Annotated in this window: 15 protein-coding genes and 3 pseudogenes; 11 read left to right on the top strand and 7 right to left on the bottom strand. The window is 49.7% G+C overall.

All coding sequences use genetic code 11. From position 1 onward, the window contains the following. Positions 1–51 precede the first annotated feature (51 nt). Positions 52–2114: pseudogene (locus IT774_RS02400) on the bottom strand (TonB-dependent receptor). A 399-nt stretch (positions 2115–2513) separates the two neighbouring features. Here IT774_RS02400 and dusA point away from each other — a divergent pair. The 10 genes and pseudogenes from dusA (at position 2514) to IT774_RS02450 (ending at position 11740) form a co-directional block, all read left to right on the top strand. After that, positions 2514–3488 carry a tRNA dihydrouridine(20/20a) synthase DusA gene (gene dusA, locus IT774_RS02405; RefSeq protein WP_232365168.1) on the top strand — a complete coding sequence of 325 codons (975 nt, stop codon included), beginning with the start codon at positions 2514–2516 and terminating at the stop codon, positions 3486–3488. A 198-nt stretch (positions 3489–3686) separates the two neighbouring features. Then, positions 3687–3980, top strand: a complete 294-nt coding sequence (locus IT774_RS02410; protein WP_195811176.1) for a hypothetical protein — start codon at positions 3687–3689, stop codon at positions 3978–3980. 287 nt (positions 3981–4267) lie between these two features. Further along, positions 4268–4933 carry a PspA/IM30 family protein gene (locus IT774_RS02415; RefSeq protein WP_195811177.1) on the top strand — a complete coding sequence of 222 codons (666 nt, stop codon included), beginning with the start codon at positions 4268–4270 and terminating at the stop codon, positions 4931–4933. Between the two features lie 18 nt (positions 4934–4951). Beyond that, positions 4952–5158, top strand: a complete 207-nt coding sequence (locus tag IT774_RS02420; RefSeq protein ID WP_232365094.1) for a PspC domain-containing protein — start codon at positions 4952–4954, stop codon at positions 5156–5158. Continuing rightward, a complete protein-coding gene (locus IT774_RS02425) occupies positions 5158–5502 on the top strand; it encodes a hypothetical protein (RefSeq protein WP_195811178.1) in 345 nt (114 codons plus the stop codon). Before IT774_RS02420 ends, IT774_RS02425 begins: the two co-directional genes overlap by 1 nt. Before the next feature lie 95 nt (positions 5503–5597). Next, positions 5598–6587: a DUF2333 family protein gene (locus IT774_RS02430; RefSeq protein WP_195812185.1), complete on the top strand. Its 990-nt coding sequence runs from the start codon at positions 5598–5600 to the stop codon at positions 6585–6587. Between the two features lie 3 nt (positions 6588–6590). Beyond that, the gene (locus IT774_RS02435; protein ID WP_195811179.1) at positions 6591–7346 is read left to right on the top strand and encodes a TIGR04219 family outer membrane beta-barrel protein; all 756 of its coding nucleotides are present in this window, start codon (positions 6591–6593) and stop codon (positions 7344–7346) included. A 111-nt stretch (positions 7347–7457) separates the two neighbouring features. Further along, positions 7458–9283 (top strand): annotated as a pseudogene (locus IT774_RS02440) (assimilatory sulfite reductase (NADPH) flavoprotein subunit). Continuing rightward, entirely contained in the window at positions 9283–11001 is a 1719-nt protein-coding gene (cysI, locus tag IT774_RS02445) for an assimilatory sulfite reductase (NADPH) hemoprotein subunit (protein ID WP_195811180.1), read from the top strand. The pseudogene IT774_RS02440 and the gene cysI overlap by 1 nt, the downstream one beginning before the upstream one ends. After that, a complete protein-coding gene (locus IT774_RS02450; RefSeq protein ID WP_195811181.1) occupies positions 10994–11740 on the top strand; it encodes a phosphoadenylyl-sulfate reductase in 747 nt (248 codons plus the stop codon). Before cysI ends, IT774_RS02450 begins: the two co-directional genes overlap by 8 nt. Before the next feature lie 38 nt (positions 11741–11778). On the opposite strand, the gene IT774_RS02455 is transcribed toward IT774_RS02450, so the two are convergent. After that, positions 11779–12567 (bottom strand): TIGR03899 family protein, encoded by a 789-nt coding sequence (locus IT774_RS02455; protein WP_195811182.1) that lies wholly within the window; start codon positions 12565–12567, stop codon positions 11779–11781. Positions 12568–12818: 251 nt separating this feature from the next. Here IT774_RS02455 and IT774_RS02460 point away from each other — a divergent pair, with 251 nt between their 5' ends. Further along, the gene (locus IT774_RS02460; protein WP_195811183.1) at positions 12819–15047 is read left to right on the top strand and encodes a bifunctional diguanylate cyclase/phosphodiesterase; all 2229 of its coding nucleotides are present in this window, start codon (positions 12819–12821) and stop codon (positions 15045–15047) included. 5 nt (positions 15048–15052) lie between these two features. Here the strand turns inward: IT774_RS02460 and IT774_RS02465 are convergent, their stop codons facing one another. The 5 genes and pseudogenes from IT774_RS02465 to IT774_RS02485 all read right to left on the bottom strand — a co-directional run bounded on the left by IT774_RS02465 (position 15053) and on the right by IT774_RS02485 (position 22886). Then, positions 15053–15646 carry a uracil-DNA glycosylase family protein gene (locus IT774_RS02465; RefSeq protein ID WP_195811184.1) on the bottom strand — a complete coding sequence of 198 codons (594 nt, stop codon included), beginning with the start codon at positions 15644–15646 and terminating at the stop codon, positions 15053–15055. Positions 15647–15795: 149 nt separating this feature from the next. Then, positions 15796–17225 (bottom strand): annotated as a pseudogene (gene sthA, locus IT774_RS02470) (Si-specific NAD(P)(+) transhydrogenase). Positions 17226–17364: 139 nt separating this feature from the next. Next, positions 17365–19221, bottom strand: coding sequence for a sensor histidine kinase (locus IT774_RS02475; RefSeq protein ID WP_195811185.1), 1857 nt, complete (start codon positions 19219–19221; stop codon positions 17365–17367). Positions 19222–19236: 15 nt separating this feature from the next. Next, a complete protein-coding gene (locus IT774_RS02480; RefSeq protein ID WP_195811186.1) occupies positions 19237–21486 on the bottom strand; it encodes a GGDEF/EAL domain-containing response regulator in 2250 nt (749 codons plus the stop codon). 272 nt (positions 21487–21758) lie between these two features. Beyond that, on the bottom strand, positions 21759–22886 hold the full coding sequence (locus IT774_RS02485) for an acyl-CoA desaturase (RefSeq protein WP_195811187.1): 1128 nt from the start codon (positions 22884–22886) through the stop codon (positions 21759–21761). Positions 22887–23013: the final 127 nt, after the last annotated feature.

Raw genomic sequence — 23013 nt, forward strand, 5'->3', positions numbered from 1 at the left:
TAAGGGCCGCGCAATCCTGCGCCTGGGCGACCCGGGTCAATTTGCAGTATGCTAATACTGATATTCCACACTCAGCATGAAGTTGCGTGGCCGAGAAGGAAAATAGCGGTCACCACTAAAGCCTGAAAAATCAGCGCGCTCGGCGTAATTTTCATCCAGCAAATTGTTAACCTGGCCATATAGGGTGAGTTGCGGACTCAGCAAATGTCGAGCTCGAAAATGCAGGACACTATGGCCTTCGTAACGATGCAGGTTTTCCGGGTCGGTAAAATACTCATCCACAAACTGCCATTCCAGGTTCAACTGTGTATTGGCATCCAGCTGATAACCCAGCCGGGTATTAAATTGCGTGGCCGGGGCGGTATCTAATTCATTGCCCCTGATATTCACCGTGTTGAGCACTTGGTCATGTTCATAGGTATGCAAAGCATAGGAGCCGGCAAACGCCAGTTGCCAGTCTGGCGATAACGGATAATCCAGGGTGATTTCTATTCCCCGGCTCCAGGTTTCGCCATTGTTGATATTAAAAAAATCACTGTCGCGATAAATCACATCGTCTTTATAAAGCGAGTACATCGCCACCTGATAATCAAGTTTATCAAGCTGCCCCCGGGCCCCGATTTCCAGGTTGGTTGCGGTTACTGAGTCTAAGTCGGCAATTTGCTGATCGCGCTGCAAACGATACAGCTCTGTGGCCTGCGGGGCACGGTACCCCGGGCAACAGTAGCGTACAACTGCGTGCCGTCCTGTAGCTGAAAGCTAAGCAAGGCTTTGGGACTAAAGTTTGAAAAGCTATTGGTATCAGAAGGCGGACGTGAATACCGACACCCGCCATTGGCACATTCACTGCCATCGTCCCGGGTACGGCCACTGAGCATATTATTGGTGTAATCATACCGCATATGTTCAAAGCGTCCGCTCAATTGTAGGTGCCAGGCATTTTGTTGCCAGTTAAATGATACATACGGGGCGTATAACGTAGCATCTACATCATAGTCATAGTGCTTGCCCGCCGGCACAGTTTCCACCAGAAATGGCGAGCCCTGAGTGGGCCCTTCCTGAAACTGTACCAGACTACCTTCGGTATACTCACCATCTAAGCCCACATCCCAGAAGGTGGACGCGCTGGTAGTAAGCCGGGCCTGACTTAATACCCCCATCCCTTTTTGGCTGTTTTGCTCAAGCGGCGTACCTGGCAAAAAATGCATTTTAAAGTCCATATCCTGGTCTCTGAGGTAGGGCGTAACGGACACCGCCAGGTATTCATTGACCTGCCACTCAACCCGGCTCCATAAACGCAGCGCAGAGGCTTTTCTGAAGGCTTCAGGATTTTCATTGCTTTGGGACAACGCGTCGCTTTCATAGGCTTTGAAATCAGTAATGTAACCGGCGGTTTCCTGATCCAGGTTGGTGTACGTCAGGCCGGTCATAATACTGATATCTTTGGCATCATAACGGTGACGCACATTGAGTTTTTCCTGATCCACCCCTTCTTCATTACGATAACCGGTATCCCGGGTGACACTGGCATTGATACCCAGGCCAGTGTCGCCCCAGTCCTCACCGTGACGTAGCTTCAAACGGTTGTAGCCATACGAACCATAATCATAGCCAAGCAGGCGTGGATTGCCGCGGGTGGTGTCAGGAGTTATGACATTGATCACCCCATGCAGGGCATTGGAGCCATACAGCGCCGAGGCGGGGCCTTTAAGCACTTCAATACGCTGCGCCATTTCGGTATGGGCTTCGAACAATTCGTTGATATTACAAAAGCCGGCGGCCCGTAATGGAATATTGTCCTCGGCCGCCAGCACCCCACCGCAGGCGCCGGCACCGGTTAGCACCGCAGAGCGCAGCGCCGGCAGATACTCCTGGCCATTGCCACGCTGAACGCCAGCCCCGGCTACATAATTAAGCACCTGCTGAATATGCTGCGCTGAGGTTAGTTTGAGCTGCGCTTCTAAGACGGCTGAGGTCACAATATCCGTGTCGTTGAAGGTGTTGCTCAAACGCGAGCCGGTAGTGGTAATTCGCTCAATATCAGCCGGTACCTGGGCTTTGGTAATGGGTGCACAAGCCAGCAGGCCGACACACAGGGCCAGTCGAAACGCCATAAAGAGTCCTTTATTGATGATCACAGAAAAACGCCAAACAGGCGGCTATCATGCCAGTGTCTGTATAGCAGAGCCATACAGGTGCGATAACCAGCGTGTTTTTACGAGCTACACAGCGAAAAGTTGGTAAAGCGGCGGGTCTGGTCATAACAAAAGGGCTCGGCAGTACCCAGGCAGACAAAAGGGTCAGTAATATTAAAGCAGCTCACCCTGGATTTTCTGAGGTGACAAAATACGGTATACTGCGCGCGTCGCGCCACCGTCGTGAAAAGTAGCATCGGCTACTTGCTGGTGGGTACTGCCCAACACAATGCGCGAACACGATAATTTTGCAGACAAGTCATCGAGGTATCAGCTGTGTCAATCACCCCCTTTAACCGCCAGTTTTCAGTTGCTCCAATGCTGGATTGGACTGATCGGCATTGTCGTTATTTTTTGCGACAGTTATCACAGCATACGTTGTTGTACACCGAGATGGTCACCACCGGGGCCTTGATCTTTGGTAAAGGCGATTACCTGGCCTTTAATGAGGCCGAGCACCCGGTGGCATTGCAGTTGGGCGGCAGCGATGCTGCCGATATGGCGCGGTGCGCGGTGATGGCGCAGGAGCGCGGCTATGATGAAGTCAATATCAATGTTGGCTGTCCGTCAGATCGGGTGAAAAATGGTAGCTTTGGGGCTTGTCTGATGGCGCAGCCAGAAATGGTGGCGGCCTCGGTTAAAGCAATGCAACAGGATGTGGACATTCCGGTGACCGTAAAATGCCGGATTGGCATCGACGATATGGATGAATATGAAGATTTTTCCCGTTTCATTGATATCGTGGCCGAGGCCGGGTGCGACACCTTTATTGTGCATGCCCGTAAAGCCTGGTTAAAAGGCCTGAGTCCTAAAGAAAATCGTGAAGTGCCGCCGCTTAACTACCCGCGGGTTCATCAGTTAAAACAAGCCTATCCCGGTCTGAATATCAGTATTAATGGGGGTATAAAAACCCTGGAGCAAACCCGGGAGCAGCTGCAACAGGTGGATGGGGTGATGATGGGGCGTGAGATTTATGCCAACCCTTATTTATTGAGCCAGGTCGATGCGGCTATTTTTGGTGATGCTCACAAGATCCCGTCCCGGTCCGACATTGTGCATATTATGCAGCGCTATATCGAACAGCAGGACGAGCCTTATTTCAAGCCGTGGCACGTTGCCCGTCATATGCTGGGGCTTTTTCAAAATCAGGTGGGAGGACGTATTTGGCGTCGCTATCTGAGTCAGCACGGCACGGGTAAGAATCCGGATCCGAATTTGTTGATGAATGCGCTGGCACAGGTTGAACAGGCGCAACAGGAAGCCGCAGAATACCGGGCCAGCCAGGTTGGTTAAAAAGACTAACCTTAATAGTAAATTTGGCCAAATAATAACCTGCGCTAATTTTGAACGATTTCTTACTCCTACAATAAAATCAATAACAATATAGAAAACAGTACCTTAAAAAAATTTAAGGTACTGGCACACCTTTCGCAATCCTCTTGGTATCGGCAAAACAACTTGCCCACTTAACCAAAATCTGAGGATAACACCATGAAAGCTACACACTTTTTCACCGCTGCCCTTTTTGCTACTTCTGTTGCTTCTGCGCCGGTTATGGCCCAGCAGGCCTCGGTGGAAAAGGTAGTAGGCAGCATGATTAACAACCTGATGGTCCAGACCTCTTATGAAATTCATCAGGATGTGGAGCAAGCCGTCGCTAACACTGTTTACTTTTTTGAACCCACGGTCACCGACAAGCTTCGTGGTAATGTCAGTATTCAGGATTTGTCAGCATCGCTGAAGCATGACGATAACCAGACCGACCAGGACGATGAGCAACTGTAGCTTTCTGACCTAGTACAAAGAGCAGCTCCAGTAGCTGCTTTTTTTGTGCGTGTTTTTAGTGATGGTGAAAACAACTACCAGCTTAGTGAATTTGACCAATTGTTGGCAGGACGCCTGTGACACCATTAGCACTGTCGTGTTTGAATCTTATTAATTTCTTTTTTATCAATGCTTTATATATTTGGTACGACAATTGTAATACCTAATTAGAAATGACGATATACAGGCGATGGCGCGAGCGCTATTGCAGGGTTACCCCCACAGTATTGTTTACCCAGGAGACCACTATGGGCCTATTTACCAGAGCTTCCGACATTGTTCATGCAAACCTCAACGCCATGCTGGATAAAGCCGAAGATCCCCACAAAATGCTGAGATTGACCGCCGAAGAAATTGAAGAGGCCATTGATGAGGCCCGGCAGGTCAGCGCCCGCCATATTAGTGCCTGCAAGCAGTCGCAGCGAGAACAACAGCAGCATCAACGGGCGGCTGACCGCTGGGAACAAAAAGCCCGGCTGGCGGTAGCAGCTGATGATGATGCCAAAGCACGGCATGCACTAGCCCGTAAACATGCCTGTGATGCCAGTATTTCGCAGTTGCAGCAAAATCTGACACAGCATGAAGAGACGCTGGCCCGGCTGGAACAAGATATCAGCCGGTTACAGCAAATCCGTGGCGAGGCGCAGCGACGTTTGGCGCGCCCGCAGCCGCAAAATTCCGCCCGTTCAGCAGCCGGCATAACCATCAATAGCCCTTCACCATCGGCCAATGCGGCAGAACTTGACCGGATGCAACAAAATATTGAGCAGCTCCACACCCGCCTGAATCGTTATACCGCTTCAGACTCAGCGAATCAGACCGTGGCGGAAGCCTTCAAAACCCTGCAACGGGATGAGGCGGTTGAAACAGAGCTGACACAATTAAAGCAACAACGTGCTGATGTTTCAGCCTAACTGAATAAACGGAGTACAATGATGAAAACTGTGCATTCTGATAAACGTGTTCACCGCATAATGAGCCAGTCGGTCATTAGCGGCGTATGTGCTGGACTGGCCCGTTATTTTGGTATCGATGCGCTGTGGGTTAGGATCGCAGCGGTGGTCGCCCTGTGTATGATGCCTGCATTAACATTGGTAGCCTATCTGGCAGCGGTCATTATCTTGCCACGGTGGTCGTAATGAAAAATTTATTCATTGCCATCGTTATTGCTGCATTAGCGGCCTGGGCACTGGGGGGCGCAATAGAGCGCTGGTTGGATGTTTCCATCCATTTTAGTGATCAGCTGATGACCCCGCTTGATGGCCTGGTGGTTTTTTTAGTGCTCGCAGTTGTGTTTGCAATAATAGGCTTTATAGTGGCGATCAGTATGGTCGGCGCGCTTATTCTTGGGGTTATGGCCGCCGCCGCAGGGTTGCTGGTTTTCGGTATTGGTTTGTTTTGGCCGGTATTGTTGGTGGTTGCCCTGGTGATGATGGTTCGTGCCAGCAACCGTTCGGCAACATCTCATCGCGCCAGCCCTTAATGTGATCAGTAACCCGAAAAATTTGTTTGGAAGCCACCCGTATTTGATTATGCTGGTGGCTTTCATTATCAACCATAAGGAAAGCAAAGTTGAGCATTAAACAGCATTTAAATGTTAAACGTATCGGGGCCGCCGTGGCCTTGCTACTGGTTATTTTCTGGATAATTGGCTGGTACTGGAGTCTTTCCCCGTCTACTTTTGATGTTAAGAAAAGGGTAGCTGCGCAAGCCCAAAGCCGTGAGCACACCGAGGTACCCGGGTATACGATGACCACTACGATGATTTTGGTGGCCGAAACCCTGTTAGATAAGCCCGGGGGATATCTGTCGAATGATGTCATGCCGCCAGGCGTGCTGTTGGACGATATGCCCGCCTGGGAGTTCGGGGTGCTGGAAATGACCCGGGACCTGGCAATGTCGATGCGCAAGGATTTTAGTCGCTCGCAGTCCCAATCGGTAGAAAACAAGCACATCTCCAAAGCCGTGCCGCAATTCAACATGGATCATAAAAACTGGATGTTTCCTGCCGCCGAGTCCAGTTATCGTAAAGGTATCGATCTGGTGTACCAGTACCGTGCAGAACTGGTAGATCCGGCAAATCGCAGCAGTCAGTTTTATACCCGTGCGGATAACCTGCGCGAATGGCTGAAAATGGTAGAAAAACGCCTGGGAAGCTATTCGCAGCGGCTAAGCGCGAGTGTGGGATCGGCGCGTATCAACACGGATATGGCCGGCCAGCGTAATGCCAAAAACAAAGCTCAGGTGTCAGAAAGCCATATTCAGACCAGCTGGTGGAAACTGGATAATGTGTTTTTTGAAGCTAAAGGTGCTTCATGGGCCATGCTACAATACCTCAAAGCTGCTGAAGTTGAATTTGCCGATGTCCTGGAAGACAAAAATGCATTGGTGAGTCTGCGCCAGATTATTCGGGAACTTGAGGCTACTCAGCAAACTGTCTGGAGCCCGATGATTCTAAATGGTAGTGGCTTTGGCATGATGGCAAACCATTCGCTGGTTATGGCCAATTATATTTCCCGTGCAAATGCTGCACTTATTGAACTTTCAGAATTAATGAATCAAGGATAAACAATGAAAAAAAGCATTATGGCCCTGGTCTTAACAGGTTCATTTGCCGCCACGCCGGTAATGGCCGATACCATTGCGGGTGTGTATGTTGGAGCGCAGGGATGGCGAAGTGCCACCGATGGTGGATTTGCCGATAACAACAATACCGCCAACTTCAATTTGTCAGATGAAACTCAGTCCTCTGGGTATGTGGCGTTTGAGCACCCGGTCCCTCTGGTACCCAATATCAAACTGAACTACACCTCGCTGGATACGCAGGGCAACACACAGCTGGACGCCGGCTTTACCTTCGATGGCGATCTGTACACCGCTGACAGCGAGGTTTATACCGGCATCGATTTAAACAGCACGGATATTATTCTTTACTACGAACTGTTTGATAACGACCTGGTGAGTTTTGATCTGGGCATTAACGGTAAGTATGTTGATGGTGTTCTGAACGTGCGCGAAGAATCCACTGCCACCCGCGGCGCTACCGACTTTTCCGGGGTCATCCCCATGGCTTATTCCCGGGTGCAGGTGGGCTTACCGTTTACCGGTTTAGGCGCCTATGCCGAGGGCAGTTATTTGTCATTTGATGATCACACTTTCAGCGACTATCAACTGGCCCTGACCTATTCATTTATCGAAAGTCTGGCCGTGGATATGACCCTGCAGCTGGGTTACCGCAGTGTTGAAATGGATATCGAAGATTTAGATGGGGTTTATGCAGACCTGTCTTATGATGGTGCATTTGCCGGTCTGGAACTGCACTTCTAGACCCAAAAGTTTAGGCCTAATCACTTTAGGTAATAAAAAAGGCAGAATAATTCTTTTCTCTTCGTAAATAAACTCGTTAGCCTAAGCACATCAAATTGAGGCTAACGAGTTATGTCACGAGATCCTAATCAGAATACAACACCGCCCGCGGTGATCAACGAACAACAGTGGAATGCGATTACTCAGGCTATTGCAGGTTTAAACCGCGATCAGCTGACCTGGGTAAGTGGTTACATGGCCGGTATGGCAGCCTCAGCCGAAGGCGCCGCAGCGCCAGCTACGGTTACTGGGCCGGTGGCAGATACAAGTGCACCCACCCTGACCATTTTGTACGGTTCGCAAACCGGCAATGCTAAGCATCTGGCCCAGGCCCTTCAGGCCAAAACGGAAGCGGCTGGTTACACCAGCAAGCTCATCAGTATGGCCGACTACAAGCCTCGTCAGCTTAAAGCCGAAACCCACGTGGTAGCCTATGTCAGTACCCACGGAGAAGGCGATGCTCCGGATGATGCGATTGAATTACACGAATTCTTAGGGGGTAAAAAAGCCCCGAAGCTGAATAACCTTAACTACGCGGTACTGGGGTTAGGCGATAGTAGCTATGAATTCTTCTGTCAGACCGGTAAGGATTTTGACAGCCGGCTGGCTGCGCAGGGGGCCACGGCCATCATTCCCCGTGAAGATTGCGATGTAGATTATGAAGCCCAGGCAGAAAGCTTTGCTGAAAAGCTTATTGCCAGCCTGAAAGACGACTTTGCTAAAGCGCCGGCCGGCCAGGCTGTAGCGGCGCAAACCGGGGCGGCAGTGACCTCGGGCGCCACTAGCACCTACACCAAGAAAGCACCGTTTGCGGCCTCGTTGCTCGAAGCACAGAAGCTGACCGGGCGTGACTCGGTGAAAGACATCCGCCATATTGAAATCAGTCTGGAAGATTCGGGTATCACCTATGAACCTGGGGATGCGCTGGGCGTGTGGTTTAAAAATTCGTCGTCGCTGGTAACCGAATTATTGACCCTATTAGAGCTAAACGGCGAAGACATGGTGACGGTGGCTGATTCAACCCTGTCACTGACAGAAGCACTGACGGATAAACTGGAGCTGACCTTAAGCTATCCTAACTTTATCAAAGCCTATCAGGCGGCCACCGGCGCCGAAAGTCTGGCGGCCTTGCTGGAAGATAAAGCCACCTTGCGTACCTATATGGCCGAACGTCAGATTGTGGATATTGTCCGTGACCATCCCGGCTCAGTAAGCGCTCAACAGTTAGTGGACGCATTACGGCCACTGACCCCCGACTGTATTCCATTGCCTCAAGTCAGCGAGAGGTTGAGGATGAGGTGCACCTGACGGTGGCTCATGTGGATTACGAAGCCTTTGGTGTACGTCACCAGGGCGGCGCGTCAGGCTTCCTATGCGAACACCTGAGCGAGGGTGGCGAAGTGGAAGTCTTTGTTGAACAAAACGATAACTTTCGCTTACCCGACAACCCCGACACGCCGGTTATCATGGTCGGTCCGGGTACGGGGATTGCGCCGTTCAGAGCCTTTATGCAGGAACGTGATGCGCAGGACGCCCAGGGTAAAAACTGGTTGTTCTTCGGAAACCCTCATTTTACTCAGGATTTCCTGTATCAGGTGGAATGGCAGGGGTATGTGAAAAGCGGATTGCTGGATAAAGTGACATTGGCTTTTTCCCGTGATCAGGCCGAAAAAGTGTATGTGCAACACCGGTTACTCGAACAGGGTGAGCAGGTTTTTGAATGGCTGGAGCAGGGCGCGCATTTTTATGTGTGTGGTGACGCTATGCATATGGCCAAAGATGTAGAAGCCGCCTTGCTAAGTATTATCGCGCAATATGGCAATAAGAGTGAAAAAGATGCTAAGGCCTATCTTGTCGCCTTACGCAAAGCCAAACGTTATCAGAAGGATGTCTATTAATGAGCAATGAAAAATCTCCATTTATCGTTGAAGGCAAACTGGCTGACAACGAACGCCTGAAAGCCGAAAGTAAACATCTGCGCGGGACCATCGCCGAGGATTTGAAAGATGACCTGACCGGTGGCTTTACGGCCGACAATTTTCAGTTGATCCGGTTTCATGGTATGTACCAGCAGGATGACCGGGATATTCGCGCAGAGCGCGCCAAGCAGAAACTGGAACCCTTGCACAATGTCATGTTACGGGCGCGCTTGCCGGGCGGAATAATTACCCCCTCCCAGTGGCAGGAAATTGATCGCTTTGCGCAAGAGCATACCCTTTATGGCAGCATTCGTCTGACGACCCGCCAGACTTTTCAGTTTCATGGAGTGCTCAAACCTAACATCAAACTGATGCATCAAACCCTCAACAAGGTGGGGATCGACTCTATCGCTACCGCCGGTGATGTTAACCGTAATGTGTTGTGTACCTCGAATCCGGTGGAGTCAAAGCTGCACCTGGAAGCTTATGAGTGGGCCAAAAAAATCAGTGAGCATTTGCTGCCCAAAACCCGGGCTTATGCTGAAATCTGGTTAGACGGTGAAAAAATCGAAAGCACCGACGATACCGTGGAGCCGATTCTGGGCGACAATTATCTGCCGCGTAAGTTTAAGACCACGGTGGTCATCCCCCCGCAAAACGATGTTGATGTGCATGCCAATGATCTGAACTTTGTCGCCATTGCGGAGCAGGGCAAACTGATAGGCTTCAATGTGCTGGTGGGCGGTGGCCTCGCCATGACCCACGGGGATACTTCAACCTACCCGCGCAAAGCCGATGATTTTGGTTTTATCAGCGTCAACGATACGCTGGCCATTGCCGAAGCGGTGGTATCGACCCAGCGTGACTGGGGCAACCGGGTCAATCGTAAAAATGCCAAAACCAAATATACTTTGGAACGGGTTGGGGTAGACAACTTCAAAGCAGAAGTGGAAAAACGGGCAGGGGTTACCTTTGGCCCCAGCCGTGACTATGAGTTTACCAGTCGCGGTGACCGGTTCGGTTGGGTCGAAGGCATTGATGGGAAGTACCATCTTACCCTGTACATCGAAAATGGCCGTATCATCGATAAGCCCGGTAAACCATTGAAAACCGGCTGTTTGGAAATTGCTAAAATTCATAAAGGCGACTTCCGTCTGACCGCGAATCAGAACCTGATTGTGGCCGGCGTGGCCGGCGATGACAAAGCCCGTATTGAAGCGCTGGCGCGATCGCACAAACTCATCGAAGACGATGTGTCCTCCCAGCGTCTGGACTCCATGGCGTGTGTGTCACTGCCCACCTGTCCGCTGGCGATGGCCGAAGCCGAGCGTTATTTGCCTGAATCCATCGAACGAATGGAGTCACTCCTGGCGAAACATGACCTGAGCTCGGACAGTATTATTTTTCGTATTACCGGCTGTCCGAACGGCTGTGGTCGGGCGATGCTGTCTGAAGTTGGTTTGGTAGGTAAAGGGCCTGGCAAATACAATCTGCATATTGGCGGCGATCGGGAAGGCACACGCATTCCAAGAATGTACCGCGAAAATATTGGCGAAGATGAAATCTTTGCCGAGCTTGATGGCTTAATAGAACGCTGGGCCGGCGAGCGTGAAGCCGGTGAGGCCTTTGGTGATTATGTGGTTCGCGCCGGTATTGTTAAGCCTGTGGTGGACTCAGCAAGAGATTTCTATGACTAATATTCTCACCGATATCGATAAACCGCTCTCGTTGGAAGCGTCTGCTGACGAAGTGGCGAAGGTCAATGAGCAGCTGGATGAACGCAGTGCGGCCGAACGTATTGCCTGGGCCATTAAGTATCTGCCGGGTGAGCATATCGTGTCTTCGAGCTTCGGGGCACAGTCGGCGGTGATGTTGCACCTGAGCACGCAGGCAAAAGCAGATATACCAGTGGTGCTGACCGATACCGGCTACCTGTTTCCGGAAACCTATGGTTTTATTGATGAGCTTCACGAGCAGTTACAATTGAATCTGCATGTGTATCAGGCGCCTTTGTCGGCAGCGTGGCAGGAAGCTCGTTATGGCCGCTTGTGGGAGCAGGGCGTCGAAGGTATTGAAAAATACAATCGGATGAACAAAGTCGAACCCATGCAGCGAGCCTTGCAAGCCTTGGAGGCACAGACCTGGTTTGCCGGCCTGCGCCGGAGTCAGTCTGACAGTCGCGAAAAGTTACCGGTACTGCAAAAGGTCGGAGGCCAGTACAAGTTGTACCCGATTATCGACTGGACCAATAAAGATCTGCATTATTATCTTAAAGAGCATGATTTGCCGTATCACCCGCTCTGGGAACAGGGCTATGTCTCTATCGGCGACTGGCATACTACCCAATCGCTACAGGAAGGCATGAGCGAGCAGGATACCCGCTTCTTTGGCCTCAAACGTGAATGTGGATTGCACGAATTTGGTGATGGAATTTAATTACTGATTCATAAACAACCGCGGGTGTCTGGTCCCGGCTAGCCGTCTTTGGTGAGTTCAAAATGCGGTGCCAGATGCCGGGTTAATCCTTCAAGGTATTCTGGCGCCGCGGTTTTTGAAATTAACTTGGCCAGCTCCGCCCCCACATAGGTAAACTTGTAATACACCAGCGCCAGCCCCGGACGCCTGGCTGTAAGTGATAACCTCTGATTACCCATCCTCCAGCTGAAGCCCTGGTTCACCGTAAGCTCCGAACTTTCAATCTCACTGGCGAAAATCAACTTAAGGTCTATCAGTGTTAGCAGATCCGGGTACGAAAGCTGGTACTGTGCCAAATTCATCGGCGGCGTAGCCGCAGGCTGAAACAATCCGAACCAGGTGCGTTTTTGATGATAACCGACGATCAGACGCGGAATATGATCATGGTTGCGCATCGCCATACTGGCTGCCCGGGCAAACAATGCCGCCTCCCGTTGTGTCAGATGAGTGATAATATGCAGGCTCGGTAGCGAAAAACTGCCTGGACTGGCGACCTCCACCGCCAAAATTTTCCCCCACAACTCCTGCATTGCCGCCGAGTAGACATTTTCTGCTAACTCTACAAACGCAAAAAACCAGTCGGGATCAATTTCCTCTTCGTTTATCTGACCAACATTGATGGTGGTGGCAATGTCCAGTATCGCCTGCAGATTTTCCAGCTTGTGTAGTTGGACGACTTCTTTGCGTCGGTTTACCGCCGCCTGGCGTTCTCGAACATCGCTTGTTGGTTTGGAAGGTTGCACCCCGGCACGTAAAAACAAACGCTGGATAAGTTCTGCCCGTGACACTTTATCACCTGCATCGACTGGGGATTGGGGCTCACGAAGCTTTGAATTATCGACTAAAGTAGAACGATGTTTTGTGGGCGAAACTTCGGGATTGCACGTATTGGAGGTAATCTTCATGATAATGGTGCTGTATTGAGTAACCGTCGGCGCCGGCATTTGTCATGCTGATACTATTGCACCCACGCAAGGTCTTTGCAATTTTCAGTATGAAGCGTACGATTGGCTATTGCGGTAGTAAGGATTCTCCGACAATGACAAACACTCACTACGACAACGATGAACTTACCTTTTTGGATGAGGATGGGTCGCGGTCTGATCACGTCGCGCCAGGAAAGTTCTGGAATGTGTTGGTGGTTGATGATGATGAAGAATTACATACTGTTACGCGCCTGGCGCTGTCTCAGGTAGTAATTAACAATCGGCAACTGCGATTCTTGCATGCTTATTCTGCCAGTCAGGCCCGGGCTATTTTATCTCAGCATGGTTCGCAAATTGCGCTCATTCTGCTTGATGTGGTTCTGGAGTCGGAAGATGCCGGCCTTACCGTCGTAAAATATCTGCGTGAAACCCTGCAACTGGAAGAACCCCGCATCGTGCTGCGTACCGGCCAGCCTGGTTATGCCCCCGAACAAACCATTATTACCGATTACGACATCAACGATTACAAAACAAAAACGGAACTCACCCGCAGTCGTCTGTTGACCACGGTCATTACCTCAATACGTTCTTACCAGCATATCGTCACCATCAACCAGAGTCGTTTGGGGTTGCAGAAAATTATTGATGCTTCAGCAAATCTGCTTGAAGAGCATTCGATAAAAGCCTTTTGTGAAGGGGTCGTCATCCAGCTTAGCTCGTTACTGGGGTTAGAGGCTGAAGGACTGGTCTGTGCCAAAGCCGGCTCTCTTATCGATAAAGATGCCAATACCGTGTATGTGCTTGGCGCGGCAGGTGACTTTGCCAACCTAATCAATCAGCCGGTGACCCGACTGAATAACGCGGCGATTGCAGAAAATATACAGCGTTGCCTGCGCCAGAAAACACACATTTTTGATGATGGATTCTCGGTCCTTTACTTGAATCGGGCCGGTTTCGAAGCCGCCGTGTATGTAAACCTTGCCCATGAACTGAGCGATACCAACAAACAGTTGCTGGAAGTGTTTTTATCAAGTATTGCGATCGGTTACGAAAACGTACATTTGTTTCAACAGTTGCGCAATGCGGCCTTTCGGGACTGGTTAACATTGCTGCCAAATCGTAATGAGTTTATCAACTTACTTGAAAAACCTGCCGCAGGCGATCCGCTTACTAAAGTCGTCGCCCTCATCGATATCAGCCGCTTTTCTGATATTAATGATGGCTTAGGGCAAGATGCAGGAAATGCGCTGTTGGTGTCGGTCGCCACCCGGTTGAGTTCATTTTTTGAGGCACCGGTGATCAAAGCACGTATCAGCAGTGATGTTTTTGGCCTGATTGGTCCTGCCGAAAAAATCACCCCTGAACAGATTAATAGTTTGTTTCAATCCTCATTTCAGGCGTTGGATCACACCATTCCATTAAATGTGCATATCGGGTTTTACGAAATTGCCCAGCAGGGTGACTCCGGTCTGGACATTTTAAAGCGCACCAATATTGCGCTGAACCGGGCCAAAAAGCATCATCATGATAATTTTGAATACTATGCCCCTGAGATAGAAGAGCGTACCACCTGGCAGTTGAATATGATTCGCCGGCTGCGCAATGATTTTGCTGATCGCAAATTGCAGCTATGGTTTCAGCCGCAGATCGACCTGACTAGCGAACAGGTAGTCGGGGTGGAAAGTCTGTTACGCTGGCCGGATGAGGAAGGTGGCTTTATCCCGCCGACGGTGTTTATTCCTTTGGCCGAGTATTCCGGACTCATAGTGGACATTGGGCAGTGGGTGGTGGAAGAGTCCTGCCGACGTATTCAAAGCTTAAATCAGGGCGGCTATCCGGGGCTCAGGGTGGCAGTGAACATTTCTATGCCGCAGTTTCGCGATCGTTATTTTGTGCAAAAGATCAAACAGGCACTGACCCGCTTTGAATGTCCTCCAGCACAGCTTGAATTGGAAATTACCGAAAGTGTGGTGATGGATGAGCCACAGATTGTCATTGATGCGCTGACCAGTCTCAAGCAATTCGGGGTAGCCATTGCCATTGATGATTTTGGCACCGGGTTTTCATCTATGAGTTATCTGCAGCGATTGCCGTTAGACCGTCTTAAGGTTGATCGTTCTTTTGTAAATGATATTCAGCCTGGCAAAAGCGCGGTGATTGCAGAAACCATTGTAAGCCTGGGGATTAAACTGGGCTTATGCACCATCGCCGAAGGCGTTGAACGGCCAGATCAGGCTGAATATATGAAGCAATTGGGCTGTATGGAAGCGCAAGGTTACCTGTACGCCAAACCGATGCCATTTGACGAACTTACCGCCTATTTAGAGTCCCATACTGGCTGATACGGCTACGCCGACAACAAGTCGGCGACCCGGGATTTAAGCTGTGGTACCACCGAAGCCTCGAACCAGCTGTTATTACGCAGCCAGCGATTGTTCCGACCTGAGGGGTGGGGCAATATCATAAACTTACTGTCTTTTTGAGCTTCCTTTTCTACTCCAAACGTTAATGTTCTATATTCCTTACAATAATATTGCTGGGCATAGCGACCCACCAATAGCACCAGCTCGGGCTGGATATTGGCCATCAGAAGATGATGCCAGGTAGGAGCACATTCCTTACGGGGCGGAGCATCTGCGCCATTTTTATAGCCGGGGAAACAAAAGCCCATGGGAATGAGTGAAATGAGATTGGTATTGTAAAATGTCTCGCGATCGACCCCCATCCAATTGCGCAGCCGGTCGCCACTGCGATCATTCCACGGCATCGCGGTATCGTGGGCCACAATTCCGGGAGCCTGACCAATAACAATGATACGACTGTCAGGCGAGGCCGCAAGCACTGGCCTGGGTGGCTGGGGGAGTTCACTCTGACACACGGTACATTGTCGTACTCGCGTCATCAGGCGGGTAAATTCGTCGTGTTGCTGCTTTGATGCCATATTGCCCCTACCGTTGGTACTCGTCGGTCTGGTGTTACCGGGATATCTTAGTGCTGTGGTATTGAATAGCAAAAACAGCGCGCCACAGATCACTGCCTAGCCCCTGAAAAAGGCGGCAGGCGGCAATCCGGTGGCGGGTTGGGGCGACGCTAAAAGATTCGGTTCAAGCCATTTAACGCCGCTACCCGATAGGCTTCGGCCATCGTGGGGTAGTTGAAGGTGGTGTTGACAAAATAGTCGAGTGAGTTGGCTTCCCCTTTTTGCTGCATAATCGCTTGCCCGATATGCACAATTTCAGAAGCGCGCTCACCAAAACAGTGAATACCAAGAATCTCTTTGGTTTCGCGGTGAAATAAAATTTTAAGGCTGCCGACCTGGGTGGACGCGATCTGCGCCCGGGCCAGATGTTTGAACTGGGCCCGGCCGACTTCGTAAGGCACCTTCATCTCAGTCAGCTCCTGTTCGGTCTTACCCACTGAGCTTATCTCCGGGATGGTATAAATCCCGGTGGGGATATCTTCTACCAGGCCGGAGTCGGCTTTGCCTTCCAGCATTGCTTCGGCTGCAAAGCGGCCTTGATTGTATGCGGCCGACGCCAGACTGGGATAACCAATGACATCGCCCACGGCAAAAATATTGTCCACCTCGGTTTGATAATGTTCATTCACTGATACTTGCCCCCGGGAGTCGGCCTTCAGACCGACCGTATCCAGGTTGAGCATATCAGTGTTACCGGTACGTCCATTTGCAAACAATAAACAGTCTGCCCGCATACGCTTGCCAGACTCCAGATTTAAAATAACACTGTCATCACGTCCTTCGACCGATTGGTATGTTTCATTGTTTCGTATCACCACGCCGTTGTTCCAAAGGTGATAACTCAGAGCGTCAGAAATCTCCGCATCCAGAAACGACAGTAACCGCTCGCGCATGTTGACCAGGTCAACTTTCACTCCCAGACCCCGAAAGATACTGGCGTACTCTGAACCAATCACGCCGGCGCCACAAATAATGATGGATTTTGGGTCGTGCGTCATATTCAAAATGGTGTCAGAGTTATAAATGCGTGGGTGGGTAAAGTCGATATCTGCCGGACAATAAGGGCGCGAACCGGTGGCCAGGACAATTTGACGTGCCGTCACGGTTTCATGAGAACCGTCGTTACGGGCTATATGCAATGTATGATTGTCAGCAAACCGGGCTTCCCCATAAAACAGGGTAACCCGGTTACGATCATAAAACGAAGAACGTAACTTGGACTGGCTTTGAATAACCCCACTGGCATGGCGCATGATTTCAGAAAAGCTTACATTGCGGTTAATATGATTCTCGGAAAACAGCGGCGTGTTGTTGTATTCAATCAAGCGGCTGACGGAATGGCGCAGGGCTTTTGATGGAATGGTACCCCAATGGGTGCAGCCTCCCCCACCGCCTCGTAGCGTTCCACCACCGCTACGTCTTTGCCCGCTTTGGCCAACTGCATAGCCACACCTTCACCACCCGGGCCGGTGCCTATGACGACCGCATCAAACTGATATTCAGGAGGCGATGATTTTTTTTCACGGTTTTTTTTGGTCATAGAGGATACTCGCTGTATTGCATCAATAAGAATCAGGGTACGTACGCTAAATAGAGAAAAAACGGGCAGTTTTTATTCTATAGCCGAGCATGAGTGTAGCAATATTCAGCAGGGAATAAAGCTTTGATGAAGACCGCCATCAGCTATGCTGAGTGACCTGAAGGGGCAAAATTAGCTGAAACTGGGTGCCTCCGGTGGCTGGCGCATGCACCTGAATCTTGCCTTCCATTAGCTGACATACCCACTGGTGTACCAGATGCAGACCCAATCCGGTGTTGCCCTGGTGGCGATTGCTGGTAATGAAAGGTTCAAACATTGAATCCTGCACTCGCTCGTCTATGCCCCGGCCGTTGTCGGTAACCGTCAGTGTAACCCATTTGTCGTGTTGATGTGCTTCGATGGTAATAGCAGGGTTACTCACTCCTTCAAAAGCATGATGCATACAGTTGTTGAGCAGATTTTGCAGCACCTGCGATAAGATGCCGGGAAAACTGTGCATGTAGATGGTTTTTGAACAAATAACCTCTGTATTGACCTGCTGTTGCTTGAGCTGAGGTTGCATGGCTCTTAGTAAGTCATGTATTGATTGGTAAAGATTAAATTGGGAGCAGGTTTCGTTGGTGCGATCCACCGCCAGGCGCTTGAAGTGTTTAATTAACTGACTGGCGCGCTGTAAATTAGACAACGCCAGAGAGGTGGATTCAGCACTGGCCGAAAGAAACTGTTCCAAGGCGGATCTTTTCAATCCTTGTTCAATCTCCAATTGAAGCTGTTCCAGCCGGCTCTGAATATCACTGACCGACATCACCGCCGCGCCCAACGGCGTATTCATCTCGTGCGCCACCCCGGCAACCAACATCCCTAGTGAGGCCATTTTTTCAATTTCCACGAGCTCTTCACGTAATTGTTGTTGCACAGTGAGGGTCTCGGCCAGTTCATCTTTTTCCTGATTTAATGCCTCTGCCAGGGTCTGTAACGCCAGCCCTAATGAAATTTCCCGGTATAATAAAATGCAGCCCAGAAAAAACACCAGAAGTCCGGTAACGGCCGCGGGGAGCAGAGCCTTATCAACCATTTGGCGGTAATAAGTGGACGGCGTGCGCGCAATAAAAAAAACTTTCTCATTGTCGTCTTTCTTTTCGCTGTACCGAATACGGGTATGGTTCACGCTGTACACATGGTTTTCGTCCGCCAGTTTAACCGAGACGGCTGGGCTGGCATCAAGTTGTTCCCACAACATCGGATTGTTCTGGGGCAAACTGGCAGAGCGGGATTGCACATCCGCGCCCCATTCAAAGGTTTTTTCAGGATGCAGCAGCCAGCTACGGTCGCCGTAGGCAATCATTAATTGAGTGGTATTCTGACTTAACGTCGCAAGGTAGGAAAACAGGGACGTCAGCCGAAAATTAACCACCAGAAATCCCTCTCCAAGAGGGTGTCCCGCCGGGCTATGAATCAACGCGCGAACGGTGGGCTCAAAAGGTCGGATAACCTGGCCATTTTCTATATTCAGGCTGATACGACTAAGCATCAGTTGGCCGGGGAGGGTTTGGCTGACTTTTTTGAAATAGTCTCTGTGTTGTTTATTCTGTAAGGCTTCCCTGGGCACGGTTTTTGTTTCGAGCCCGTCAAAGTCGGTGCGAAACAACTCATTGCCTTCCTGGTTCAGCCAGCGTATTTGCGAGACCTTAGGCAAAGTCCCGCCCAGGCGTTGGAATATGGCGGGCACATCGCTATCCACCTCAGGATGGGTAATCAGGTCCTGCAAATGTGAAGCCAATAAACGCATACTATTGCGCAAGTCGCCCAATTCCCGGCTAAAAAATGAATTGGCCGAAGATAGGGTGTTGATATGTTCGGTTTCTAATTGTTCAAGCTGACTCTGCAGGGTTTTTTCAAACTGGACAAAACCCGCCAAAAACGCCATTACCAGAATACATATTACCCACCACCATAACCGGGTTTGTTGAGCAAAATAGGCGTAATATCGATGCACGTAGCGGCCGCACCGTTAATGCAGCTGAGTCAGCATGGAGCGCAGCTGCTCAAAGGGCACGGGCTTTGAAAACAAAAAGCCCTGACCCACCTGATACCCATTCTGGGTGAGCACTTCACGCTGATGTTCGGTCTCGATGCCTTCTGCCACGACCACTGCACCAAATTGTTCGGCAAAATTTTTCACCATTTTTATTACCGCCAAAGCATTGCCGGTATCGTCACCGTCTAATTGAGTGACAAAGCTTCGGTCAACTTTTAATACCGTGGCAGCCAGCTTGGTAAAATGAGCGAGGGAGGAATAGCCGGTCCCGAAATCATCAATGCTCACGGTCACACCCATTTTTACCAGTTTATGCAGTATTTCGGTAACATTTTGATAGTTTTGCATCGCCTGAGTTTCGGTTATCTCAATCTCCAGCAAGGAGGATTTTACATTGCTGGTATTCAGGTGATGTTCGAGTGCCAGGATAAAATCAGGCGCCAGCAAATCCATATTTGAGACATTAAATGAAACCGGTAAGGCACAATTAAGCAATTGCAGCTGCTGCAAATGGTCAAACACCGTAGCCATTACCTGCGTATCGATTTGGGTAATCAGCCCTGAGGTCTCGGCCAGCGGAATAAACCGATCAGGGGGGAGCAGGGTATTGTCATCATACTGCCAGCGAACGAGGGCTTCAGCCCCACACACCCGGCCGCTGACCAGGTCGAATTTTGGCTGATAGTATACTTTGAGCTGTTCTTTGTTACTTAATGCCTCACGCAGATTTTTAAGCAGGGTATAGCGATTTTCCAGCGCCTGTAACAAGTGGGTGCTGTAATAACCGATAGCTTTGCCATGCCGATTGGTCTCATGCAGAGTGGCCTCGGCTAATCGTATAGCCTGTTCAGCGTCTTCTTCTTGTACCAGGCTCATATCAAGATAAGCCACTGATAATAATACTCGGTGATCAATTCCGTTTAACACCAGTATCTGCTCAGTAACCGCGCGCAGGCTGGTGGTATCGGGCGCTTGAGTTTTTGCTATTAACACGGCCAGGCAGTCTTCTTCCAGACGAACAATGGCCTGGTGCTCCGGCAGTTGCCGTCTTAACCGCTCCAGTAAGCTCTTCATCATGGTCTGCATGAAGTCGCTCCCCAGCATGATCTCGCTGGTAAAATAGTCATTGACCCGAAACAACAGTAACGCCGAGATATTGCGTTCATATTGGGAAGTGGTTTGCAGCTCGCGCTCCAGCCAGTTTCGGTTAGGAATTGCCAGCTGTGTGTCGTAATAGGCCAGCGAAGTTAGTTTATTCAGTAATGCCAGGTTAGTGAAGCCATTGCCAATATTCTGACTAAATACCATCAGTAGGGTGATGTGGCTGACCTGTAATGCCACAGCGGATTTGACAACAATCAGATAACGGCGATTATCCACCTCCTGGGTACTAAAATACAACACCGTCCATTGGGTACCGAACTGATGTTCCTGTTCCACCACGGCTCGTTCTACATTGTGGTGTAGCTGATGCCTTTCACGTTCATCCAGTGTACCAAGCAATTCGTTCAGCGCTGTCGCTTTGTGATCGCTAAACTCGCCGCTGGATGCCACGATAGGACTATAACTTACCGACATTGACTGAGGATAGTGAATACAGGCAACTCCGCCACTTTCTTCTACACCAATAATATGGGCAATTTCCTGCAGTACGGTATCTGCAAAGCTGTGAATTTCCTGACGGGCAGTGATACTTCTGGAGGCATCCACAATCATTTGCAGGCCTCGTTTGGCCACAGCAAGTTCGTGCAGACTATCCCAGGTTTTTACATTGCTGGTCACGACACTGCGTAGCTTTTCAGCGGTAAGATCAACTTTGTTCCAATACTCATTAACATCGAAGTCACGCATAGTGTCAAACCGAGGCGCGAGTCCTGGCTGACCGGTAAGTAATACAATTCTGACCAGCTCATTGCCGATGACGTTGCGAATGGTATTAACCAAAAACAAACCGGCATCATCGTGTTCCATCACCACATCTAACAAAATCACAGCTATATTGTCGTGTTCGGCAATCACTTTGGCCGCTTGTGCAGCAGAATTGGCCGTTAGCAAACGAATAGGCGCATTATTGATAGTGAGGCCTTTCAGGCCCAGGGATAACGACTGTTGGTAGCCAGCATCATCTTCGACACTGAGGATTAACCATTCGGGAGCGGTCACTGAGGATAAAGAAGAGGGTTCGATTTCTTCAGCAAAGCTAAACAAAGCATCATTGGTCATGGTGGTGTCCTTGCCATCGTACTCCCTGTTATACAACACAACGAAAGTGCAATTGCTTATTGTAAAGCATGAATGTCGGCATTGCGCCGCTCATACTAAGTGTTGTTCAAAACCCCTGAAACGCAAATGCGATTCGAATATTTTACTCAGGCCCCAGATTTGTTTCCCATTACGATTATACTTTGGGGCACGATGAAAAGCTCATTTCCGACGGTCCAAAAAAAAGCGCGTTATGCAACGCGCCTTTTCTGTACATGGGGGATAAGATGAACTTAGCCCAAAGCAAAATTGGTGTTTTGGAGCTGTAACCACTTTTCCCGTTGTAAGGCCAAATTGTACTTTAACTCTTTATAATGAAAGTCTAACTCCAAACGATCCATACTACGCTTGATGCATTTTTGTCTGACCTTCATCAGCCGCTTTTTCGCCGTGTAGTAATCTGACATACGTTGCATCAGCAGGTCGTACTCTTCCTGGATTTTTTGCATCACTTCTTCGGCATTCGGCAATTGGGACACTTTTGCACTGGTTTGCTGCAGCTGCATCGCCAGTCTTGCTTTTTCAATGCGTTCTTCAGGCACCCGGCGTAGATTGTAGGTTAGGCCTGCAAACGATAACCCACGGATCAGCCACTTGGTCGGATCGAACTGATACCAACGAATACCATTACGATAGTCATATTCAAAGATATGATGATAATTATGGTAGCCTTCACCAAAGGTGAAAAAGGCCAGTACGCCATTATCACGTGCGGTGTTTTTATCAGTATACGGCTGGCGACCCCAGAAGTGGGCCAGCGAGTTGATAAAGAAAGTCACATGGTGAACCATTACCAGACGGAACACCCCGGCAAATAAAATCATGCCCAGAATATCCCCGTTCAACCAGCCTAATAAGGCAGTGATACCAAAATTAGAAGCCAGCACAATGGGCAAATAATATTTGTGTTGCCACATCACCACGGGATCTTTTTGTAAATCTTTACAATTGCGATAATCATCGTACCGGTGCGACTGATATTCCCGAAGCATCCAGCCAATATGCGCAAACCACAGGCCTTTACGGGCAGAGTAGGGGTCTTTGTCATTATCATCAACATGACGATGATGAATGCGGTGATCAGAACACCAATGCAAAATACTGTTTTGCAGAGCCATTGCCCCGCCAATTGCCAGTACAACCCGCACCACGATATTGGCATCATAGGTTTTGTGCGACCACAACCGATGATAACCCGCAGTAATCGACATACCGGTAAAATAAAACAGTACCACGGCGGTGATGATTTCAACGGCATCAAAGCCAATGTAGGCAGCCCAAAGGGGCACGCCAATAAATGCGATAGCTCCGGTGATGATAAATACCAGAGCGTTTGTCAAAATAATGGGTGGTTTTTTCATTAATCACAACTCAGCTTACAACTGTACGCTAATTTAGCGGGAAAAATCGTCTTAGTAAAGTAAAACGGCGTCATTTCACCATAAAGTATAGGCATAAATATCCGGTTAACTGATGTCCAAATAGCAG

Source organism: Salinimonas marina, assembly GCF_015644725.1.
GTDB lineage: Bacteria > Pseudomonadota > Gammaproteobacteria > Enterobacterales > Alteromonadaceae > Alteromonas.